At 73.3% G+C, this 17,058-nt stretch carries 16 protein-coding genes; 8 read left to right on the top strand and 8 right to left on the bottom strand.

All coding sequences use genetic code 11. The features are described 5' to 3' along the window. Position 1 precedes the first annotated feature (1 nt). From macS to FZC61_RS23430, 3 genes are all read right to left on the bottom strand, one after another. Positions 2 to 1,153, bottom strand: a complete 1,152-nt coding sequence (macS, locus tag FZC61_RS13125) for a MacS family sensor histidine kinase (RefSeq protein WP_148614644.1) — start codon at positions 1,151 to 1,153, stop codon at positions 2 to 4. Then, positions 1,150 to 1,935, bottom strand: a complete 786-nt coding sequence (locus FZC61_RS13120) for a lysophospholipid acyltransferase family protein (RefSeq protein ID WP_148614643.1) — start codon at positions 1,933 to 1,935, stop codon at positions 1,150 to 1,152. Before FZC61_RS13120 ends, macS begins: the two co-directional genes overlap by 4 nt. Positions 1,936 to 2,026: 91 nt before the next feature. Continuing rightward, entirely contained in the window at positions 2,027 to 2,770 is a 744-nt protein-coding gene (locus tag FZC61_RS23430; RefSeq protein WP_211357241.1) for a GNAT family N-acetyltransferase, read from the bottom strand. Between the two features lie 66 nt (positions 2,771 to 2,836). On the opposite strand from FZC61_RS23430, the gene FZC61_RS13110 reads away from it, so the two are divergent. Together FZC61_RS13110 and FZC61_RS13105 are read left to right on the top strand one after the other, a co-directional pair. After that, positions 2,837 to 3,610: an alpha/beta hydrolase gene (locus FZC61_RS13110; RefSeq protein WP_148614642.1), complete on the top strand. Its 774-nt coding sequence runs from the start codon at positions 2,837 to 2,839 to the stop codon at positions 3,608 to 3,610. A 9-nt stretch (positions 3,611 to 3,619) separates the two neighbouring features. Beyond that, a complete protein-coding gene (locus FZC61_RS13105; protein ID WP_148614641.1) occupies positions 3,620 to 4,075 on the top strand; it encodes a hypothetical protein in 456 nt (151 codons plus the stop codon). Here the strand turns inward: FZC61_RS13105 and FZC61_RS13100 are convergent. The 5 genes from FZC61_RS13100 to FZC61_RS13080 are packed head-to-tail and all read right to left on the bottom strand — an operon-like array spanning position 4,023 to position 8,283. Beyond that, complete coding sequence (locus FZC61_RS13100) at positions 4,023 to 5,108, bottom strand: ROK family protein (protein WP_148614640.1); 1,086 nt, start codon at positions 5,106 to 5,108, stop codon at positions 4,023 to 4,025. The genes FZC61_RS13105 and FZC61_RS13100 overlap by 53 nt on opposite strands. A 15-nt stretch (positions 5,109 to 5,123) precedes the next feature. Next, entirely contained in the window at positions 5,124 to 6,113 is a 990-nt protein-coding gene (locus tag FZC61_RS13095) for an ROK family glucokinase (RefSeq protein WP_148614639.1), read from the bottom strand. A 7-nt stretch (positions 6,114 to 6,120) separates the two neighbouring features. Further along, entirely contained in the window at positions 6,121 to 6,600 is a 480-nt protein-coding gene (locus FZC61_RS13090) for a hypothetical protein (protein WP_148614638.1), read from the bottom strand. Continuing rightward, a complete protein-coding gene (locus tag FZC61_RS13085; protein ID WP_148614637.1) occupies positions 6,593 to 7,804 on the bottom strand; it encodes an ArsA family ATPase in 1,212 nt (403 codons plus the stop codon). The genes FZC61_RS13090 and FZC61_RS13085 overlap by 8 nt, the downstream gene beginning before the upstream one ends. A 29-nt stretch (positions 7,805 to 7,833) precedes the next feature. Beyond that, the gene (locus FZC61_RS13080) at positions 7,834 to 8,283 is read right to left on the bottom strand and encodes an SRPBCC family protein (protein ID WP_148614636.1); all 450 of its coding nucleotides are present in this window, start codon (positions 8,281 to 8,283) and stop codon (positions 7,834 to 7,836) included. A 107-nt stretch (positions 8,284 to 8,390) separates the two neighbouring features. Here FZC61_RS13080 and FZC61_RS13075 point away from each other — a divergent pair, with 107 nt between their 5' ends. The 6 genes from FZC61_RS13075 to FZC61_RS13050 all read left to right on the top strand — a co-directional run bounded on the left by FZC61_RS13075 (position 8,391) and on the right by FZC61_RS13050 (position 17,058). Next, positions 8,391 to 10,238, top strand: a complete 1,848-nt coding sequence (locus tag FZC61_RS13075; RefSeq protein WP_148614635.1) for an AMP-dependent synthetase/ligase — start codon at positions 8,391 to 8,393, stop codon at positions 10,236 to 10,238. Between the two features lie 241 nt (positions 10,239 to 10,479). Beyond that, a complete protein-coding gene (cpaB, locus tag FZC61_RS13070) occupies positions 10,480 to 11,322 on the top strand; it encodes a Flp pilus assembly protein CpaB (protein WP_148614634.1) in 843 nt (280 codons plus the stop codon). 6 nt (positions 11,323 to 11,328) lie between these two features. Then, on the top strand, positions 11,329 to 12,540 hold the full coding sequence (locus tag FZC61_RS13065) for a CpaE/TadZ family protein (RefSeq protein WP_148614633.1): 1,212 nt from the start codon (positions 11,329 to 11,331) through the stop codon (positions 12,538 to 12,540). Continuing rightward, positions 12,537 to 14,186, top strand: a complete 1,650-nt coding sequence (locus FZC61_RS13060) for a TadA family conjugal transfer-associated ATPase (RefSeq protein WP_246142673.1) — start codon at positions 12,537 to 12,539, stop codon at positions 14,184 to 14,186. Before FZC61_RS13065 ends, FZC61_RS13060 begins: the two co-directional genes overlap by 4 nt. A 5-nt stretch (positions 14,187 to 14,191) precedes the next feature. Beyond that, a complete protein-coding gene (locus tag FZC61_RS13055) occupies positions 14,192 to 16,126 on the top strand; it encodes a type II secretion system F family protein (RefSeq protein WP_148614632.1) in 1,935 nt (644 codons plus the stop codon). Between the two features lie 2 nt (positions 16,127 to 16,128). Continuing rightward, entirely contained in the window at positions 16,129 to 17,058 is a 930-nt protein-coding gene (locus FZC61_RS13050; RefSeq protein ID WP_148614631.1) for a type II secretion system F family protein, read from the top strand.

Raw genomic sequence — 17,058 nt, 5'->3', positions numbered from 1 at the left:
ATCATCGCGGGGCGTGGGTGCTGCGGGGCACCGACAGCTCCCACTCGGTGCCGAACGACCCCGTGGTGAGCTCGGCGGTGCCGCCGAGGTCGCGCACCCGGCCCTGGATCGACTCGAGCACGCCGAGGCGGCCCTGGGCGCGGGCCTCCTCGAGCCGGCCCTCGGGGATGCCGGGACCGTCGTCGCGCACCGACACCGCGACGTGGTCGGGGAACGCCTCGAGCAGCACCCACGCCGGGGCGTCCTCGCCGACGTGGCGCGCCACGTTGTCGAGGCAGGCCTCGACGACCGCGACGACCTCGGTGGCCGTGGCCGCGGGCAGGTCGACGGGCCCGCCGGGCACCGCGACGTCGACGTGCGGCCGGTCGCGCAGCCGGGCCAGGGCGTCGGCGAGGTCGACCACGCCGTTGTCGACCCGGTCGCGCAGGGCGTCCTGGGAGCGGATCAGCGTGCGCAGCCGCTTCTCCTGCTCGCCGGCCAGCCGTCCGAGCTCGGCCGCGTCGCCGCCGAGCTCGGCGCCGCGGCGCTGCACCAGGGCGAGCACCTGCAGCACCCCGTCGTGGACCACGCGAGCCAGCCGCGCCCGCTCGGCCGCGGCGGCCGCGGACTGCTGGGCCGCGTCGCGCTGGACCGCCATCTCCTGCAGCGACCCGCACAGGAAGCCGACGATCGGACCGCCGATCAGCAGCAGGTAGGCGTTGCCGAGGTTGGTCTGGGTGATGTCGGCGCGCAGCCACAGGTCGGCGGCGACGATGACGACCGCGGCCCCGAGCCCGCCCCACTGGCGGAAGCGGACCGCCCAGGCCAGCAGCGCCGCCATCACCCAGAAGCCCGGCACGGTGCCGTCGAAGTCAGGCCCCTTGACCAGCGGGGTCAGGGTCAGGGCCGCGAGCGCGACGGCGGCGTCGGCCAGCAGCAGCGGGATCGAGCGGCGTACGGCGTCGGTGTAGGCCCAGGTGACGAACGCCGTCCACGCCGCCATCGCGGCCAGGATCGCCGCGCCGCCCCACGGGTGGACGAGGTCGTCGCGCGTGACGACGTTGATCGCGATCGCGTTGAGCAGCGTGATGGCCCGCAGCACCGCGAGGGCCCGGAACAGCCGGTCCTCGACGGCGACCGCCGCGCGGACCCCGCTGGCGCCGTAGCGGCTCAGGACGCCTTCTTGTGCTCGGCCCCCGGGCCGGCCTTGTCGTCGGCCTTGCTGTCAGGCCCGGGGTCGGCCTTGGGGTCGGCCTTGGCCCGGGCCTCGGCCTCGAGCCGCTTGGTCTCCTCCTTGGCCTGCGAGGCGTACTTGTCGACGTACTCCTGGCCCGACAGGCGCATGATCTCGTACATGATCTCGTCGGTGATCGAGCGCAGGATGTAGCGGTCGTTCTCCATGCCCTCGTAGCGCGAGAAGTCGAGCGGGGCGCCGAAGCGCACCATCGGGCGGGTGATCGAGCCGAACTTCTTGCCAGGGGGCGCCACGACGTCGGTACCGATGACCGCGCACGGGATCACGGGTACGCCGGTCTCGAGGGCCAGGCGGGCCACCCCGGTCTTGCCGCGGTAGAGGCGTCCGTCGTGGGAGCGGGTGCCCTCGGGGTAGATGCCGAAGAGGTTGCCCTCGCCCAGGACCTTCTTGGCCGACAGCAGCGCGCCGGCCGCCGCGTCGGCGCCGGAGCGGTCAATCGGGACCTGTCCGGAACCGGAGAAGAACTGCTTCTGCAGCCAGCCCTTGAGGCCGGGGGTGGTGAAGTACTCCGCCTTGGCCACGAAGGTCACCCGCCGCGGCAGGGTCAGCGGCATGAACAGCCAGTCGGCGTAGGAGAGGTGGTTGCACGCCAGGATCGCAGGGCCCTCCTCGGGCACGTGCTCGACACCCTCGGTCTGCGGGCGGAACACCAGCTTGAGCAGCGGACCGAGCGCGACCAGCTTGAGGAACCAGTAGAACAAGGCAGACCCTTCCGCACTCACGACCGCCCACGACCAACGTCGCGGCGACCAACGACGCAGCGAACACTAGACCCTCGGGGCGTCAGGTCCGTCACACCGCGGTGACGCCGGCCACGAACGTGTGCACCACCTCGTAGCCCAGGCGCCGGTAGAGACCGACCGCGACGTCGTTGTCGGTGTAGACGCCGAGCGTGGCGAGCCCGGGGCCGGCCGCCAGGGCCCGGGTGGTGAGGGCCGCGGTCACCGCCTCCCCCAGGCCCCGGCCGCGGTGGGCGGCCAGGGTGGCGATCCCGCGCAGGTGCCCGGTGCCGTCGTGCTGGCGCAGCAGGGCGCCGACCGCGACGAGGCGCCCGTCGTCGGCCCGGACGCCGAGCCACCTCTCGAGGCCGGGCGTCCCCGAGCGCGCGAACGAACCCGGGTTGGCCTCGTCGAGCACGGCGTCGACCTCTTCGGGCGGCACCTCGGCTACGGTCACGCCGGGTCGCGCCGTCGACCGCGCCGGCGCCGACCGCGTCGTCATCCAGTGCCACCGGCGCGGACGGGTCGGTTCCCAGGCCGCAGGGAGCGCGGGCAGCGAGGCCGCCTCGACCACCACCCGCCAGGGGCGCGGCGCGCTCGGGGCCACGGCGCCGATCAGCGCGTCGAGCTCGGCGCGCGGGCCCAGGCACAGCAAGGCCTCGGCGTCGGTGGGTGCGTCGGACCACCCCACGGAGTGCGCCACGACCGCCGCGGGCCCGTCGACCCAGGCGCGGTGCACGTGGGCCAGGTCGAGGTGGTGGTGGACGAACGGGTCACGCGACGCCGCGACCAGCCCTGCCCGATCGACCTCCCGCACGTCGTCACCCTGCCACGCCGCAGACCCCCGCCACCCCACCCGCCGGCGTACGCGATGATCGGCGTCATGACCGTCCCCGCGTCGTCCCACGAGCCGTTCACGATCCCGGCCCGGCCCGAGCTCACCGGCGGGCGCCGGATCGGGGTGCTGCTGAGCCACGGCTTCACCGGATCGCCGGTGTCCATCAGGCCGTGGGGCGAGAGCCTCGGGGCCTGTGGCTACGGGGTCGCGGTGCCCCGTCTGCCGGGGCACGGCACGACCTGGCAGGACCTCAACACCCACCGCTTCGACGACTGGTACGGCGAGATCGCCCGCACCTTCGACCAGCTGTGCCTCGACCACGACGCGGTCGTGGTCGGCGGGCTCTCGATGGGTGGGTCGCTGACCCTCAAGCTCGCCGAGGACCACCCCGACCGGGTGTCCGGGCTGGTGCTGGTCAACCCGGCCCTGGCGACCAAGCGGCTCGACGTCAAGCTGCTGCCCGTGCTCAAGCACGTCGTCGGGTCGTTCCCCGGCATCGCCAACGACATCAAGAAGCCGGGGGTCGAGGAGGGTGGCTACACCCGCACCCCGCTGAAGGCGATCCACTCCTTCATGCAGGCCTGGCCGACGCTGATCGCCGACCTGCCCCGCGTCACGTGCCCGGTCCTCTACTTCCGCTCGGCCGAGGACCACGTGGTCGACGCGAGCACCCTCCCGCTGGTGCGCAGCGGTGTCTCGTCGGCCGACGTCACCGAGGTCACCCTGCACGAGAGCTTCCACGTCGCGACCCTCGACCACGACGCCCCCGCGATCTTCGCGCAGACGGCCGACTTCGTCGCGCGTGTGACGCAGGCATAGCCTGGGGGCGTGGCCAAGGACGACGACGACGCCTGGCGGGCGATCGTCGACAACTACGGCGACCGGCCCGAGCTCGACGACCCGCCGGCGCCCGTGCTTCCCGAGCCCTCCTGGGCCGACCTCGACGACGACCTCGGCGACCGCGGCGACCACCCCGGCGACGAACTCGGCTCGGCCGCCTTCGACGCCCGCACCTGGGACGACCCCGACTCCGACTGGGACACCGACCGCTTCGTGCCCCCGCCCCCGCCGCCGCTGCCCACGACGACCCCCGACCGGCAGGCCGCCTGGGCGGGCGTGTTCGGCGCGCCCGCGATCGTGCTGGTCTGCCTCATCGCGCAGGTCGACCTGCCGGCGATCCTCGCCTACGCGCTGATCGCGGCGTTCGTCGGCGGGTTCGTCTACCTCGTGGTCACCATGACCCGCGAGCCCCGCGACCCGGACGACGACGGCGCGGTCCTCTGACGCCGGCGCGGTAGTCGCCGCGCTCGGCGGCCACCCGCGTCGCGGGTACGGCGCTGCGCCCGGCCAGGGCGGCGCGCGCCGACCCCGACCAGCGGGCCGCGCGGGCGAGCAGGGCGGCCCCGACGATGCCGGCCTCCGGCCCCAGGCGGGCCGCGACCAGCCGCGGCGGCTGCCGGTGGGCGGCGCCGACCAGCGAGCGGGCCAGCGCGACCCGGGCCGGGTCGAGCAGCCGGTCACCGGCCGCCGAGACCCCGCCGCCGACGACCACGACCTCGGGGTCGAGCGCGGAGGTCAGGGCCCCCAGGCCGATCCCGAGCCAGTCGCCGACCGCGGCGTAGGCCTGCCGGGCCACCAGGTCGCCGGACTCGGCCGCCGCGGTCACCATCGGCCCGGTGAGCCGGTCGGGGCGCCCGTCGCACATCTCGGTCAGGACGGTCGGCTCGACCGCCATCTGCTTGCGGGCCAGGCGCACCAGGGCGTTGCCCGAGCAGTACTGCTCCCAGCACCCGGCCATCCCGCACTCGCAGGCCCGGCCGTCGGGCACCAGCCGCATGTGGCCGAACTCCCCCGCCATCCCCTGCGCGCCGCGCACCACCTCGCCGCCGAGCACGTAGGACCCGCCGATGCCGGTGCCGAGGGTGACCACCAGGGCCGACGACGCGCCCCTCGCGGCGCCGTACGCCGACTCGGCGACCGCCGCGCAGTTGGCGTCGTTGTCGAGCGCGACCGGCGCACCCCACCGGCGGCTGAGCCGCTCGCGGACCGGCTCGCCGGCCCACGGCAGGTGCGGGGCGAACATCACGCGCTCGCCCGCGGCGTCGACGAAGCCGGCGGCGGCCAGGCCCACGCCCGCGATCCGGCGGCCGCCGGCGACGTCGAGCACCGCGGCGGTCAGCGCGTCCTCGACGGACTCGACGCTGACCCGGCGCCCGGGCGTCGTACGACGCGCGGTCCGCAGCACCACGCCGGCGCGGGTGACCTCACCGGCCAGGACCTTGGTCCCGCCGACGTCGACCCCGACGTAGAGCACCACGGGCCGGCCCCGACCTCAGCGTCGGGCCAGGTCGGCGGCACCGATGACGCCGGCGGCGTTGCCGAGCGAGGCGGTCCGGACGTCGGCCACCGGCCGGTGGCCGCGACCCGTGAGCTGGTCGTGGAACGCCGTGCGGGCCGGGCCCAGCAGCAGCTCGCCGGCCTCGCTCACCCCGCCCCCGATGACGATGACGCCGGGGTCGAGCACCGCGGCGAGCGAGGCGAGGGCCTCGCCCAGCCAGCGACCGAGCTCGGCGACCTGCCCGGCGGCGAAGACGTCGCCGGAGGCCGCGGCGGCGGTGATCATCGGGCCGTCGATGGCCGCCGGGTCGCCACCGGCGCGCTCGAGGAGGGCCGCCGCCTCGGGGGTGTGGGCCAGGGCCCGGGTCTCCTTGACCAGCGCCGAGCCGCTGGCGTACTGCTCGAGGCAGCCGAGGTTGCCGCACCCGCACTGCCGCCCGCCCGGCACCACGCGCAGGTGGCCGATCTCGGCGGCCGCGCCGAACGCCCCGCGGAACAGCGAGCCGCCGGTCACGATGCCGCCACCGACCCCGGTGCCGACGGTCACCATGAGCATGTCGTCGTCGTCGGCCGCAGCGCCGAACGCGAACTCGCCCCAGGCCGCTGCGTTGGCGTCGTTCTCGACCACCACCGGCAGGTGGACGCGGGCCTGGATCTCCTGTCGCAGGTCCTCGTCGCGCCAGGCGATGTTGGGGGCGAACATCACCACGGCGCGACCGGCGTCGACGTAGCCCGCGGCCCCGATGCCGACGGCGGTCAGCTCGTGGTCGGCCGCCAGCTCGAGCACCAGCCGTGCGATCGCGTCCTCGACGGCGTCGGCGTCGGCCGCCGGCGAGACCACCCGGTGCTCGGCCACCACCGTGCCGTCGACGTCGACGACCGCGCCGGCGATCTTGGTGCCGCCGACGTCGATGCCGCACGTCAGTCCCGCGAGCGGGCCCGTCGTCGCGCTCGTCGTGGTCTCGCTCGCCGTCGTCTCAGTCATCGTCGTCTCAGTCGTCGTCTCGGTGGTCGTGGTCAGGATCCTCGAGGTCGTCGAGGTCGATGCGCTCGAAGTCGGCGCCGGCCGCCGTCGCGCGCGTCTGGGCCGAGCCCGGCGGCGGCACGGTCGCCAGCAGGCCCGCGACGGCCTGCAGGAGCGAGGACGCCGCGGTGGCCAGGTGGGCCTTGACCTCGGGACTGGTCTCCCGGATCACGTGCACGGTGCGGCAGATCGGGCAGTAGGTGCACTCGGCGGCACCGGTCGCGAGGTGGTCGTTGACGTCGGCGAGCCGGGCGGCGGCGTGGCCGGCGAGTCCGGTCAGGGTGGCGCCCAGGCCGGTGCCGAGGTCGCCACCGGAGTCCTGGGCCCAGTCCGAGAGGGCACCGAGCAGCTTGGCGACCCCCTCGCCGACGCTGCCGACCTCGGGATCGCCGGGCTCGCCGGGCGGGCCGGGCGGGCCGGGCGGGCCGGGATCGTGCGGATCACTCACGTCGTCTCCCCTGTCCGGCGCCTGCGGCGGCCCCGTGGTCGGCCGGCTCGCGGAAGCGCACCCTCAGCTCACCCTCCTCCACCCTCGCACCCGCGACCTGCAGCCGGGCCAGGCCCGCCGGCAGGGTGAGCAGACGCCGGTAGGAGCCGACCGTGACGACGAGCTCGTCGTGGTGGCGGGCGAGGTCGACCTCGTCGCGGCGTACGCCGGGCAGGGCCAGGTGCAGCACGGCCCCCTCGGTGGTGCGGGTGACCCGGAACGGGCCGGTGCCGGTCGGCGCGGCGAGCGGGTCCGCCCCGGCGTACAGGTCGGTGGCCAGCGCGGCCAGGTCCGCGACCCCGACCGGCTCGGTCGCGCGGTACTCGGAGCGCCAGATCGGCAGCCCGGCGAAGGACTCCTCGACCTCGGCGAGCACCGCGTCCTGGGCCATCACCCAGCCCGCACGCCAGTCGTCGGCGTCCTCGGCGGGGAAGACCCGGTTGGCGACGACGCCGTCGACGCGGTAGCCGAAGAGCGACAGGCTGGTGTGGCTGCGACGCGCCTCGGCGAGCACCACCTGCTCGGGGGTCATCACGATCCGGACGCTGGCCGAGGGGCCCGACAGCAGCGTGTGCACCTCGCCGAGCTCGGCGTGGAGCCGCTCGACGGCGTCGAACACGGTGCCGCGGGGCATCGGGACGCCGGCGGCGCGCGACAGCACGGGACGCAGGGCCTTCATGACGCGCTGCTGGGTCGGGAAGACGCGCTGCATGTACCACCCGAGGGCCTCGGGGAGGGCGAGCAGGCGCAGGGTCTCGGCCGTGGGGGCGCAGTCGACGACGATCACGTCCCACTCGTCGCTCAACGCCTGCAGTCGCAGCTCGAGCAGGGCGAGGACCTCCTCGGCGCCCGGGATGACCGTGAGCTCCTCGGCCGCCACGGGGTCGACGCCGGCCACGTCGAGCACCGACAGCAGGTAGCCCTGGACCTCGGCCCACGACTGCTCGAAGCGCAGCTGCGCGTCGACCTGCTGCACGAAGAGCCGCTCGGCGACCTGGGTGGGCTCCGGACCGACCCGGGCCCCGAAGGCGTCGCCGAGCGAGTGGGCCGCGTCGGTGGAGAGCACCAGCGTGCGGTGGCCGGCGGCTGCGGCGAGCGCAGCGGTGCCGGCGGCGACGGTGGACTTGCCGACGCCACCCTTGCCGGTGAACAGGATGATGCGCACGAGTGAGGACCCGATCGGGGACCGGGCGGTCAGCCCAGCGACTCGACGCGCTGCTTGAGGCCCTTCAACGCGGTGTCGATGAGGATCTTCTCGCCCTTGCGCTTGATCATGCCGATCATCGGGATCGACACGTCGAGGGCGAGCCGGTAGGTGACCTCGGTGCGGTCGCCGCCGAGGGGCTTGAGCACGTAGGCGCCGTCGAGGGCCTTGAGCATCTTGCCCTCGACGAGGGTCCAGGTCACCTGGTGGTCGCCGTGCCACACGTAGGCGAGGGTGTACTCGTCCTTGACCGGCGCGACGTCGAGGGTGAAGAACACCTCGCGGGCACGGTCCTGGTGCTCGCCGACGTAGGACGCGCGCACCTCGGCGACCTTCACACCCTTGGCCCACACGGGGTAGGCGGCGAAATCGGCGATCACGGCCATCACGGCGGACGGTGCGGCGTCGACCACGATCGACGAGGTGGTCTGCTCGGGCATGGTGACCTCTCTCGACGTGTGACCTGGGCTCGGTGGAGGCTACCGGATGCGTGCAGTACGGCGACCGGCGCGGCACCGGAGGTGTCGCGGGGTGCACAATCGGCCCCGTGCGTGAGTACTCGACACCCCTGACCGTCGACGTCCCCACCACCGGCAACCTCACCGACGACGTCGTCCGCAACGCCGTGGAGGCCCCCGCCGCCGTCGTGCTGTCGCGCCGCGTCACGGGCCCCGACGGCACGACCACGTGGGACGACGTCACCGCCCAGGAGTTCCTCGACCAGGTGCGCGCGGTCGCCAAGGGCCTCGTGGCCGCCGGCGTCGAGGCCGGCGACCGGGTCGCGCTGATCTCCCGCACCCGCTGGGAGTGGACGCTGCTCGACTACGCCATCTGGTGCGCGGGCGCGGTGACCGTGCCCGTCTACGAGACCTCGTCGGCCGAGCAGCTCGAGTGGATCCTGCGCGACTCCGCGGCGACCGCGGTCCTGGCCGAGGGCCGCGACCACCTGGCCCGGATCACCTCCGTGCGCGCCGGCCTCGACGCGCTGCACCACGTGTGGACCATCGACACCGACGCGGGCCACGGCGCCGTCGACGTGCTCACCCGGCTCGGCGCCGACGTGCCCGACGACGACCTCGAGACCCGTCGCACCGCCGTGGGCCCCGAGGACCTGGCGACCCTCATCTACACGTCGGGCACGACCGGACGCCCCAAGGGCTGCATGCTCACGCACGGCAACTTCCTCACCGAGATCGGGGTCACCGTCCACGAGCTCGACGAGCTCTTCACCCCCGGCGCCGACGGCGAGCAGCCCGCCACGCTGCTGTTCCTGCCCCTGGCCCACGTCTTCGCCCGGGTGATCCAGATCGGCGCCGTCCGCTCCCGGGTCCGGCTGGGCCACAGCAGCGACGTGCGCCACCTGGCGGCCACCCTGCAGGAGTTCCGGCCTACCTTCGTGCTCGCGGTGCCGCGGGTCTTCGAGAAGATCTTCAACACCGCCTCCCAGCGGGCCACGGCCGACGGCCGCGGCAAGATCTTCGACCGCGCCGCCGAGACGGCGATCGCCTGGTCGCGCGGACTCGACGGACCCAAGGGCCGCGCCTCGCTCGCCGTCCGCGCCCGCCACACGGCCTTCGACCGGCTGGTCTACGGCGCGCTGCGCGACGCGCTCGGGGGTGCCTGCACCCACGCCGTGTCCGGCGGCGCTCCCCTGGGGGAGCGGCTCGGCCACTTCTACCGCGGCATCGGGCTGACGGTGCTGGAGGGCTACGGCCTGACCGAGACCACCGCCGCGGTGACCGTCAACCTGCCCGGGGCGCTGCGGGTCGGCACCGTCGGGCGCCCGTTGCCCGGCACCGCGGTCCGCGTCGCCGACGACGGCGAGCTGCTGTTCCGCGGCGGCCAGGTCTTCCACGGCTATTGGAACGACGAGCAGGCCACGGCCGAGGCGCTCGAGGCCGACGGCTGGTTCCACACCGGCGACGTCGGCGAGGTCGACGACGAGGGCTTCGTACGCATCACCGGCCGCAAGAAGGAGATCCTGGTGACCGCCGGCGGCAAGAACGTCGCCCCCGCCGTCCTGGAGGACCGCCTGCGCGCCCACGCCCTGGTCAGCCAGGCCCTGGTGGTCGGCGACCGCCAGCCGTTCATCGCCGCGCTGATCACCCTCGACGCCGACGCGCTGCCGCTGTGGGCCGACGCCCACGGCAAGAGCAGCGGACGCCGGTCGGCGACCCCGGCCGCCCTCGCCGACGACCCCGACCTGCTCGCCGAGATCCAGCGCGCGGTCGACGACGCCAACGCGGCGGTGTCCAAGGCCGAGTCGATCCGCAAGTTCCGGGTGCTGACCACCGACTGGTCCGAGGAGGACGGGCAGCTGACCCCGAGCCTCAAGCTGCGCCGCAACGTCGTCACGCGCGAGCACAAGGACGAGATCGCCGCCCTTTACCTCTGAGCCGTATCTCTGGACCCGCAGTGGGTACGGCGCCCCTCGACGTCGTCAACTCTGGGCAACACCGTGGTGGCGGACGCGGCTGCGAGCGGGCCGGGTCGGCCACGGCTAGGGGTCAGGACCGACTCCGTCGTAATTGTCCCGATTCACCTACGGCGCCGTCATGGAGCCCTAAAGTGACCACACAGAACGAGGGACCTGGCCGCACCTCCGCGCGCCCGGTCGAGGGAAAGGCTCTGGGTCGGTGGACCGTCGCAAGATTCTCCTGGTGGTGGCCGTGCTCGTCGCCGCGCTCGGCGCAGGGCTCGTCTTCGCCTACGCACAGGGCGCCGAGGACCGCGCTGCCGACAAGCAGCGCACCGTCCCGGTCCTGGTGGCCACGCAGGACATCCTTCCCGGGGAGTCCGCCGCCGCCGCGGCCGACGCCGGCAAGCTGCTGTCCGAGCAGGTCCCCGAGAGCCAGGTCCTCGCCGGGTCGACCAACAACGGCCGCGACTTCGCCGACGCGATCGCCTTGACCACCATCTACGCCGGGGAGCAGCTGCTGACCCAGAAGTTCGGGACCATCGACGACATCGAGGGCACCCCGACCCTGCCGCTGCCCGAGGGCAAGACCGCCATCACGCTGCAGCTGACCGACGCCGGCCGCGTCGGGTCGTTCACCCAGCCCGGGTCCCACGTCGCGGTCTACTTCACCCCGGTGATCCCCGAGTCCGCCCAGCCGGACACCCCGGACAACGCGGCCGTGATCGTGCCGGCCTGCGTCATCGAGGACGACCTGCTGGTCCTCGGCGTCGGTTCGCAGACCGTCAGCTCCACCCCGGTCGCCGACGGCGCGACCGCGCCGAGCGACACCGTGCCGGTCACCCTGCTGACGGTCGCCGTCGACTCCGAGCAGGCCTCGACGCTGATCGGCTTCCAGACCGCCGGCGACGGGGGCGACGGCACCGGCCAGAAGGTCACCTTGACCTTCGCCCTGCGCAACGACTCGAGCGACGTGCGCAACACCAAGGTGTGCGCCGCCTACATCAAGTCCTTCCAGCAGCAGCTCGAGCTCGCCGCTCCGGGCCGCAACGCGAACGGCTGACCCCGCGTGCCCGTCCTCGTCGAGCCCGACGCCCCTACTGTGACCTCGCTGCTGAAGGCCATGCCCTCCGGGGCCCACGGGGTCAACACCCCTGACCGGATGATGGCCTGGCTCGACCAGCACCCCGACGAGTACGTCGTCGTGCTCGGACCCGACGTCGCCCTCGACGTGGCCCTCGGCATCTGCGAGGACCTGCGCACGTCCCGTCCCACCGTGAGCGTGGTGCTGGTCGTCCGCACCCTCGACACCCCGACGCTCACCCAGGCGATGAAGTCCGGGGCCCGCGACGTGATCCAGAGCGACGACGTGGCCGCGGTCGGGACCGCCATCCGGCACGCCCACGAGCTCTACGAGGCCCTGCGCGGACCCGCGGGCGCCCTGCACGTCGGTCGGGTGGTCACCGTGTTCTCCCCCAAGGGAGGCGTCGGCAAGACCACGATGGCCGTCAACCTCGCCCTCGCGCTGACCGCCGGGGGCGCCCGCAAGGTCTGCCTGGTCGACCTCGACCTGGCGTTCGGCGACGTGGCCATCACGATGCAGCTCTTCCCGACCCACTCGATCGAGCAGGCCGTCGGCGCCGAGGACTCCCTCGACCTGACGATGCTCGACGGGCTGCTGACCCGCCACCAGGACTCCCTCATGATCCTGGCGGCCCCCCCGCACCCCGACGTCCGCGAACGCATCACCCCGGTCCTGGTCTCACGGATCCTCCGCACGCTCAAGGAGGGCTTCGACTTCGTCGTGGTCGACACCGCACCGAGCTTCGACGACCAGGTCCTGACCGCGCTCGACGAGACCGACGAGTGCGTGGTCGTGGCGACCCTCGACGTCCCCACGCTCAAGAACGTCAAGGTGGCGCTCGAGACCCTCGAGATGCTCGACATCGCCAGCGGCCACCGCCACCTGGTGCTCAACCGGGCCGACGACGCCGTCGGCATCAGCGCCGACAAGGTCGAGGCCATCCTCGGGATGCCGGTGTCCACCCAGATCGCCACGTCCCTCGACATCGCCGCAGCGACCAACGCCGGCAGCCCGATCGTGGTCCACGATCCCCGCCACGCGGGCAGCGAGGCGATCCGGGCCCTCGCGCGGGTCCTGACCGGCGAGCCGGTCGCCGCGCCCACGCCGCTGCACGGCGAGGTCCACCGGGCCGGCGGCTCCGAGGACGCCGCCAAGCAGCGCAGCCTGTTTCGACGTCGGAAGGGAGTCGCGTCGTGAGCACGCTCTCCGAGCGCCTGGCCGCGGCTCGTCGCGCGGCCGACGCGCAGGACGCCGAGAGGCGTGAGACCCAGCAGGCCCAGCAGGACGACCCGGCCCAGCCGGTCCAGCCGGCCCAGCCGGCCCAGCAGGTCCCGACGGCGCCCGACGCGGTGCGGACCGATCCCCTGTCGGACCCCCTGTTCGATCCCCTCGACGCCCCCGGGACCGTGGTGGCGTCCGCCCCCCCGGCCCGTCGTCCGGCGGCCCCGGCGCCGGCGCCGTCCCCCGCGCCCACCGCGGCCACGGCGCCCGGGCTGGTCAAGCCCTCGGCCTCGCGCGCCACCGTCGCACCCCGGACCGAGGCGCGTCGCACCCTGGCGTCGGGCCAGGCCGACCGGCTCGACGAGCTCAAGAGCAGCGTCCACGTCGAGCTGCTGAAGCAGCTGGGTCCCCACCTCTACGACGCCGACATGGACCAGAACGAGCTCGACCAGCGGGTGCGTGCCGTGCTGTCCGACGTGCTCGGGTCGCAGGACCGTCCCCTGAGCACGAGCGACCGCGCGCGGGTCACCCAGGAGATCAGCGACGACATCCTCGGCTACGGCCCGATCGAGCCCTACCTGCGCGACCCCGACGTGTCCGAGGTGATGGTCAACAGCCACGCGCAGATCTACCTCGAGAAGCAGGGCAGGCTCGTGGCGGCCGAGACGTCGTTCACCGACGAGGCCCACCTGCGTCGCATCATCGACAAGATCGTGTCGCGCATCGGTCGCCGCGTCGACGAGGCGAGCCCGATGGTCGACGCCCGGCTCCCCGACGGCAGCCGCGTCAACGCCGTCATCCCGCCGCTGGCGATCGACGGCTCGTCGCTGACCATCCGCAAGTTCTCCGCCGACCCGCTCACGATCAACGACCTGATCAACTTCGGTTCGCTGAGCCCGCAGACCGCCGACTTCCTCGAGGCGTGCGTGCGCGGTCGTCTCAACATCATCGTCGCCGGCGGCACCGGCTCCGGCAAGACCACGACCCTCAACGTGCTGTCGTCGTTCATCCCCTCCGACGAGCGGATCGTGACGATCGAGGACGCCGCCGAGCTGCAGCTCAAGCAGGACCACGTCGTCCGGCTGGAGTCACGGCCCTCCAACATCGAGGGCAAGGGCGCGGTGACGATCCGCGACCTGGTCCGCAACAGCCTGCGGATGCGTCCCGACCGCATCATCGTCGGCGAGGTCCGCGACGCCTCGGCCCTCGACATGCTCCAGGCGATGAACACCGGTCACGACGGCTCGATCTGCACGCTGCACTCCAACAGCCCACGCGACGCCCTGTCGCGCATGGAGACGATGGTGCTGATGGCGGGGATGGACCTCCCGATCCGGGCGATCCGCGAGCAGATCGCCTCCGCGGTCGACCTCGTGGTCCACCAGACCCGTTTCAAGGACGGCAGCCGTCGCATCACCCACATCACCGAGGTCGAGCGGATGGAGGGCGACGTCATCACCATGCAGGACGTGTTCGTCTTCGACACCCGGCCCGGCTTCGACGCCGACGGGCGCACCCTGGGCCGGATGCGCCCGACCGGGCTGCGGCCGAAGTTCCTCGAGAAGATGGCCGAGGTCAACGTGCACGTCGACCCGATCATCTTCGCCTCGGACCGCAGGTGAGCCACGTGGTCGCCCGGACCGCCTGCCGGCGCCTGCTCGCCGCGGCCGCCACCGGTGTCCTGGTCCTGCTGGGCGCCTGCGCGCCGGCGCTCGCCGCCGACGGCGACGGTTCGATCGTCAGCCTCGAGCGCACCGGCTCCGGACTCGAGGTGAGCGTCGACGTCCCGGCCGACGCCGACGTCGACCTCGGCGCGGTCAGCGCGAGCGTCGACGGCACGCCGTACGCCGCCACCGCGGCCCGCATCGCCGACGGCACGAGCCGCGTGCAGCGCACCACGGTGCTGGCCATCGACACCAGCAACTCCATGGCCGGCGCCCGCTTCGCCGCGGCCAAGCTCGCGGCCACGACGTTCCTCGACAACGTGCCCGACGACGTCGCGGTCGGCATCGTCACCTTCGACTCCGACGTGCAGACCGAGCTCGAGCCGACGACCGACCGCGAGGTCGCCCGCTCGGTGGTCGAGGGGCTCACCCTGAGCCGGCAGACCCTGCTCTACGACGGCGTCGTCCAGGCCGTCGACCTCACCGGCACCGAGGGACAACGCACCGTCCTCGTGCTGTCCGACGGGGCCGACACGAGTCGGACCGCCCTCACCGACGTCACGGCGGCCATCGACGACTCGCAGGGCGTCGTGGTCGACGTCGTGGCGCTCGAGCAGTCGGGTCGTGCCCTGCGGGCCCTCGACGAGATCACCGGTGACACCGGTCGGCTGATCCCCTCCGACAGCGCGGCCCTGGCCGCCACGTTCTCCGCCGAGGCCGACGTGCTGGCGCGCCAGGTCGCCGTCAGCATCGACGTGCCGTCCGACGTCGCCGACGGCCAGGTCTCGGTCCGCGTCGTGCTGCCGTCCCCGACAGGAGACGTCGTCGCCGAGTCGACCTTCACCGCGGTCGCCGACGACACCTCGGTCTCCGACGCGCTGACGTCGATCCCCCAGGTCCCCGGCCCGTCGGCCTCCGCCGGCACCCCCGAGTGGCTGGTCTACGTCGGGGTCGGGGTCTTCGGGCTCGGGCTCCTGGTCGCCCTGCTGATGCTCGCGCCGGCCAAGCCCGTGGCGATGAGCGCCGAGGAGCGGGTCTCGTCCTACACCCTGAGCACCTACGGCCCCGGGCCCACCAAGGAGCAGCCCGAGATCGACCTGCGCGAGCAGGCCAGCGACGCGATCGCCGGCCTCCTGGACCGCAACGAGGGACTCGACGCCCGTATCTCCGCGCGCCTCGAGGCCGCCGGCAGCGAGCTGAAGTCCTCCGAGTGGCTCCTGGTGCACGCCGGCGTCTTCGTCATGGTCTCGCTCGTGGGCCTGCTCCTGGGGCGGGCCAACGTCGTCGTCGGCCTGATCTTCATGGGTCTCGGGCTCGTCGGTCCTTGGGTCTACCTCGGGATCCGCGCCACGCGACGCCGCAAGGCCTTCGACGCGCTCCTGCCCGAGACCCTGCAGCTCATGGCCGGCTCGCTGTCGGCCGGCCTGTCGCTGATGCAGTCGGTCGACACGATCGTGCGTGAGGGGTCCGAGCCCATCCAGTCGGCCTTTCGGCGGGTGCTCGTCGAGACCCGGATCGGCGTCCCCCTCGAGGACGCCCTCGACAGCGTCGCCGACCGCTTCGACAGCCGTGACTTCCGTTGGGTCGTCATGGCCATCAAGATCCAGCGCCAGGTCGGCGGCAACCTCGCCGAGCTCCTCAACACCGTCGCCGCCACGATGCGCGAGCGGGAGTACATGCGGCGCCAGGTCGCTGCGCTGTCGGCCGAGGGCAAGCTCTCCGCGATCGTGCTCGGCTCCCTGCCGCCGGTGTTCCTGCTCTACCTGCTCGTCGCGCAGCGCGACTACGTCACGGTCCTGTTCACCGACCCCCGCGGCATCATCATGATCGTCGGGGCCGCGCTGTGGCTCGGGGTCGGGGTCTTCTGGATGAGCAAGCTGGTCAAGGTGGAGGTCTGAGCATGGTGCTCCTCTTCGTGCTGGGTGTCGTCCTGGTGCTCTTCGCGATCGTCCTGGTGTCGATGGCCTTCACCGCCGGGGGCTCCCAGGCCGGCGTCAACCGCTCGCTGGCCGTGCTCGAGGCGATGACGACCGCACCTGTCGAGCTGACCCAGGAGCTGGAGCGACCGTTCGACGAGCGGGTGCTCAAGCCGCTACAGCAGCGCCTGCTCGCGGTGGGTCGCCGGCTGACGGGCGCCGACTCCTCCGATCGGCTGCAGCGCAGGCTCGACTACGCCGGCAACCCGCGCGACTGGAACGCCGACCGGGTCGTGTCGGTGAAGGTCCTCGCCGCGATCGCGCTGACCGCGGTCGGCTTCGCCTTGGGGCTGGTGCTCGGCGCCGACGCGCCGATCCTGGTGCTGATGACCCTCGGAGGGCTCGTGCTCGGGTTCTTCACGCCCGACCTCTACCTCTACCAGACGGCCTACAACCGTTCCGAGAAGCTGTCGCGCGAGCTGCCCGACGCGATCGACCTGCTCACCATCTCCGTCGAGTCGGGGCTGGGTTTCGACGCCGCCTGCCAGCAGGTCTCCCGCAACACCGAGGGCCCGCTGTCGGAGGAGTTCGCCCGGATGCTGGCCGAGATGCAGATCGGCCAGACCCGGTCGGCCGCCCTGCGCGGCATGGCCGACCGCACCAACGTGCCGGACGTGAAGTCGTTCGTCGGCGCGATGGTGCAGGCCGACGCGTTCGGCATCCCGATCGCCGGGGTGCTGCGGGTGCAGTCCAGCGAGATGCGCGTCAAGCGCCGGCAGCGGGCCGAGACCAAGGCCCAGCAGGTCCCGGTCAAGATCACCGTCCCGCTGATCTTCTGCATCCTGCCCTGCCTGTTCGTCGCCGTGATGGGCCCGGCCGCGCTCCAGATCATCGACAACATCGGTGGTCGATAG

The organism is Nocardioides rubriscoriae (genome assembly GCF_008087085.1).
Classification (GTDB): Bacteria; Actinomycetota; Actinomycetes; order Propionibacteriales; family Nocardioidaceae; genus Nocardioides; species Nocardioides rubriscoriae.
The sequence above is the reverse complement of the archived record's forward strand: the minus strand, read 5'-3'. Positions and strand labels throughout refer to the sequence as shown.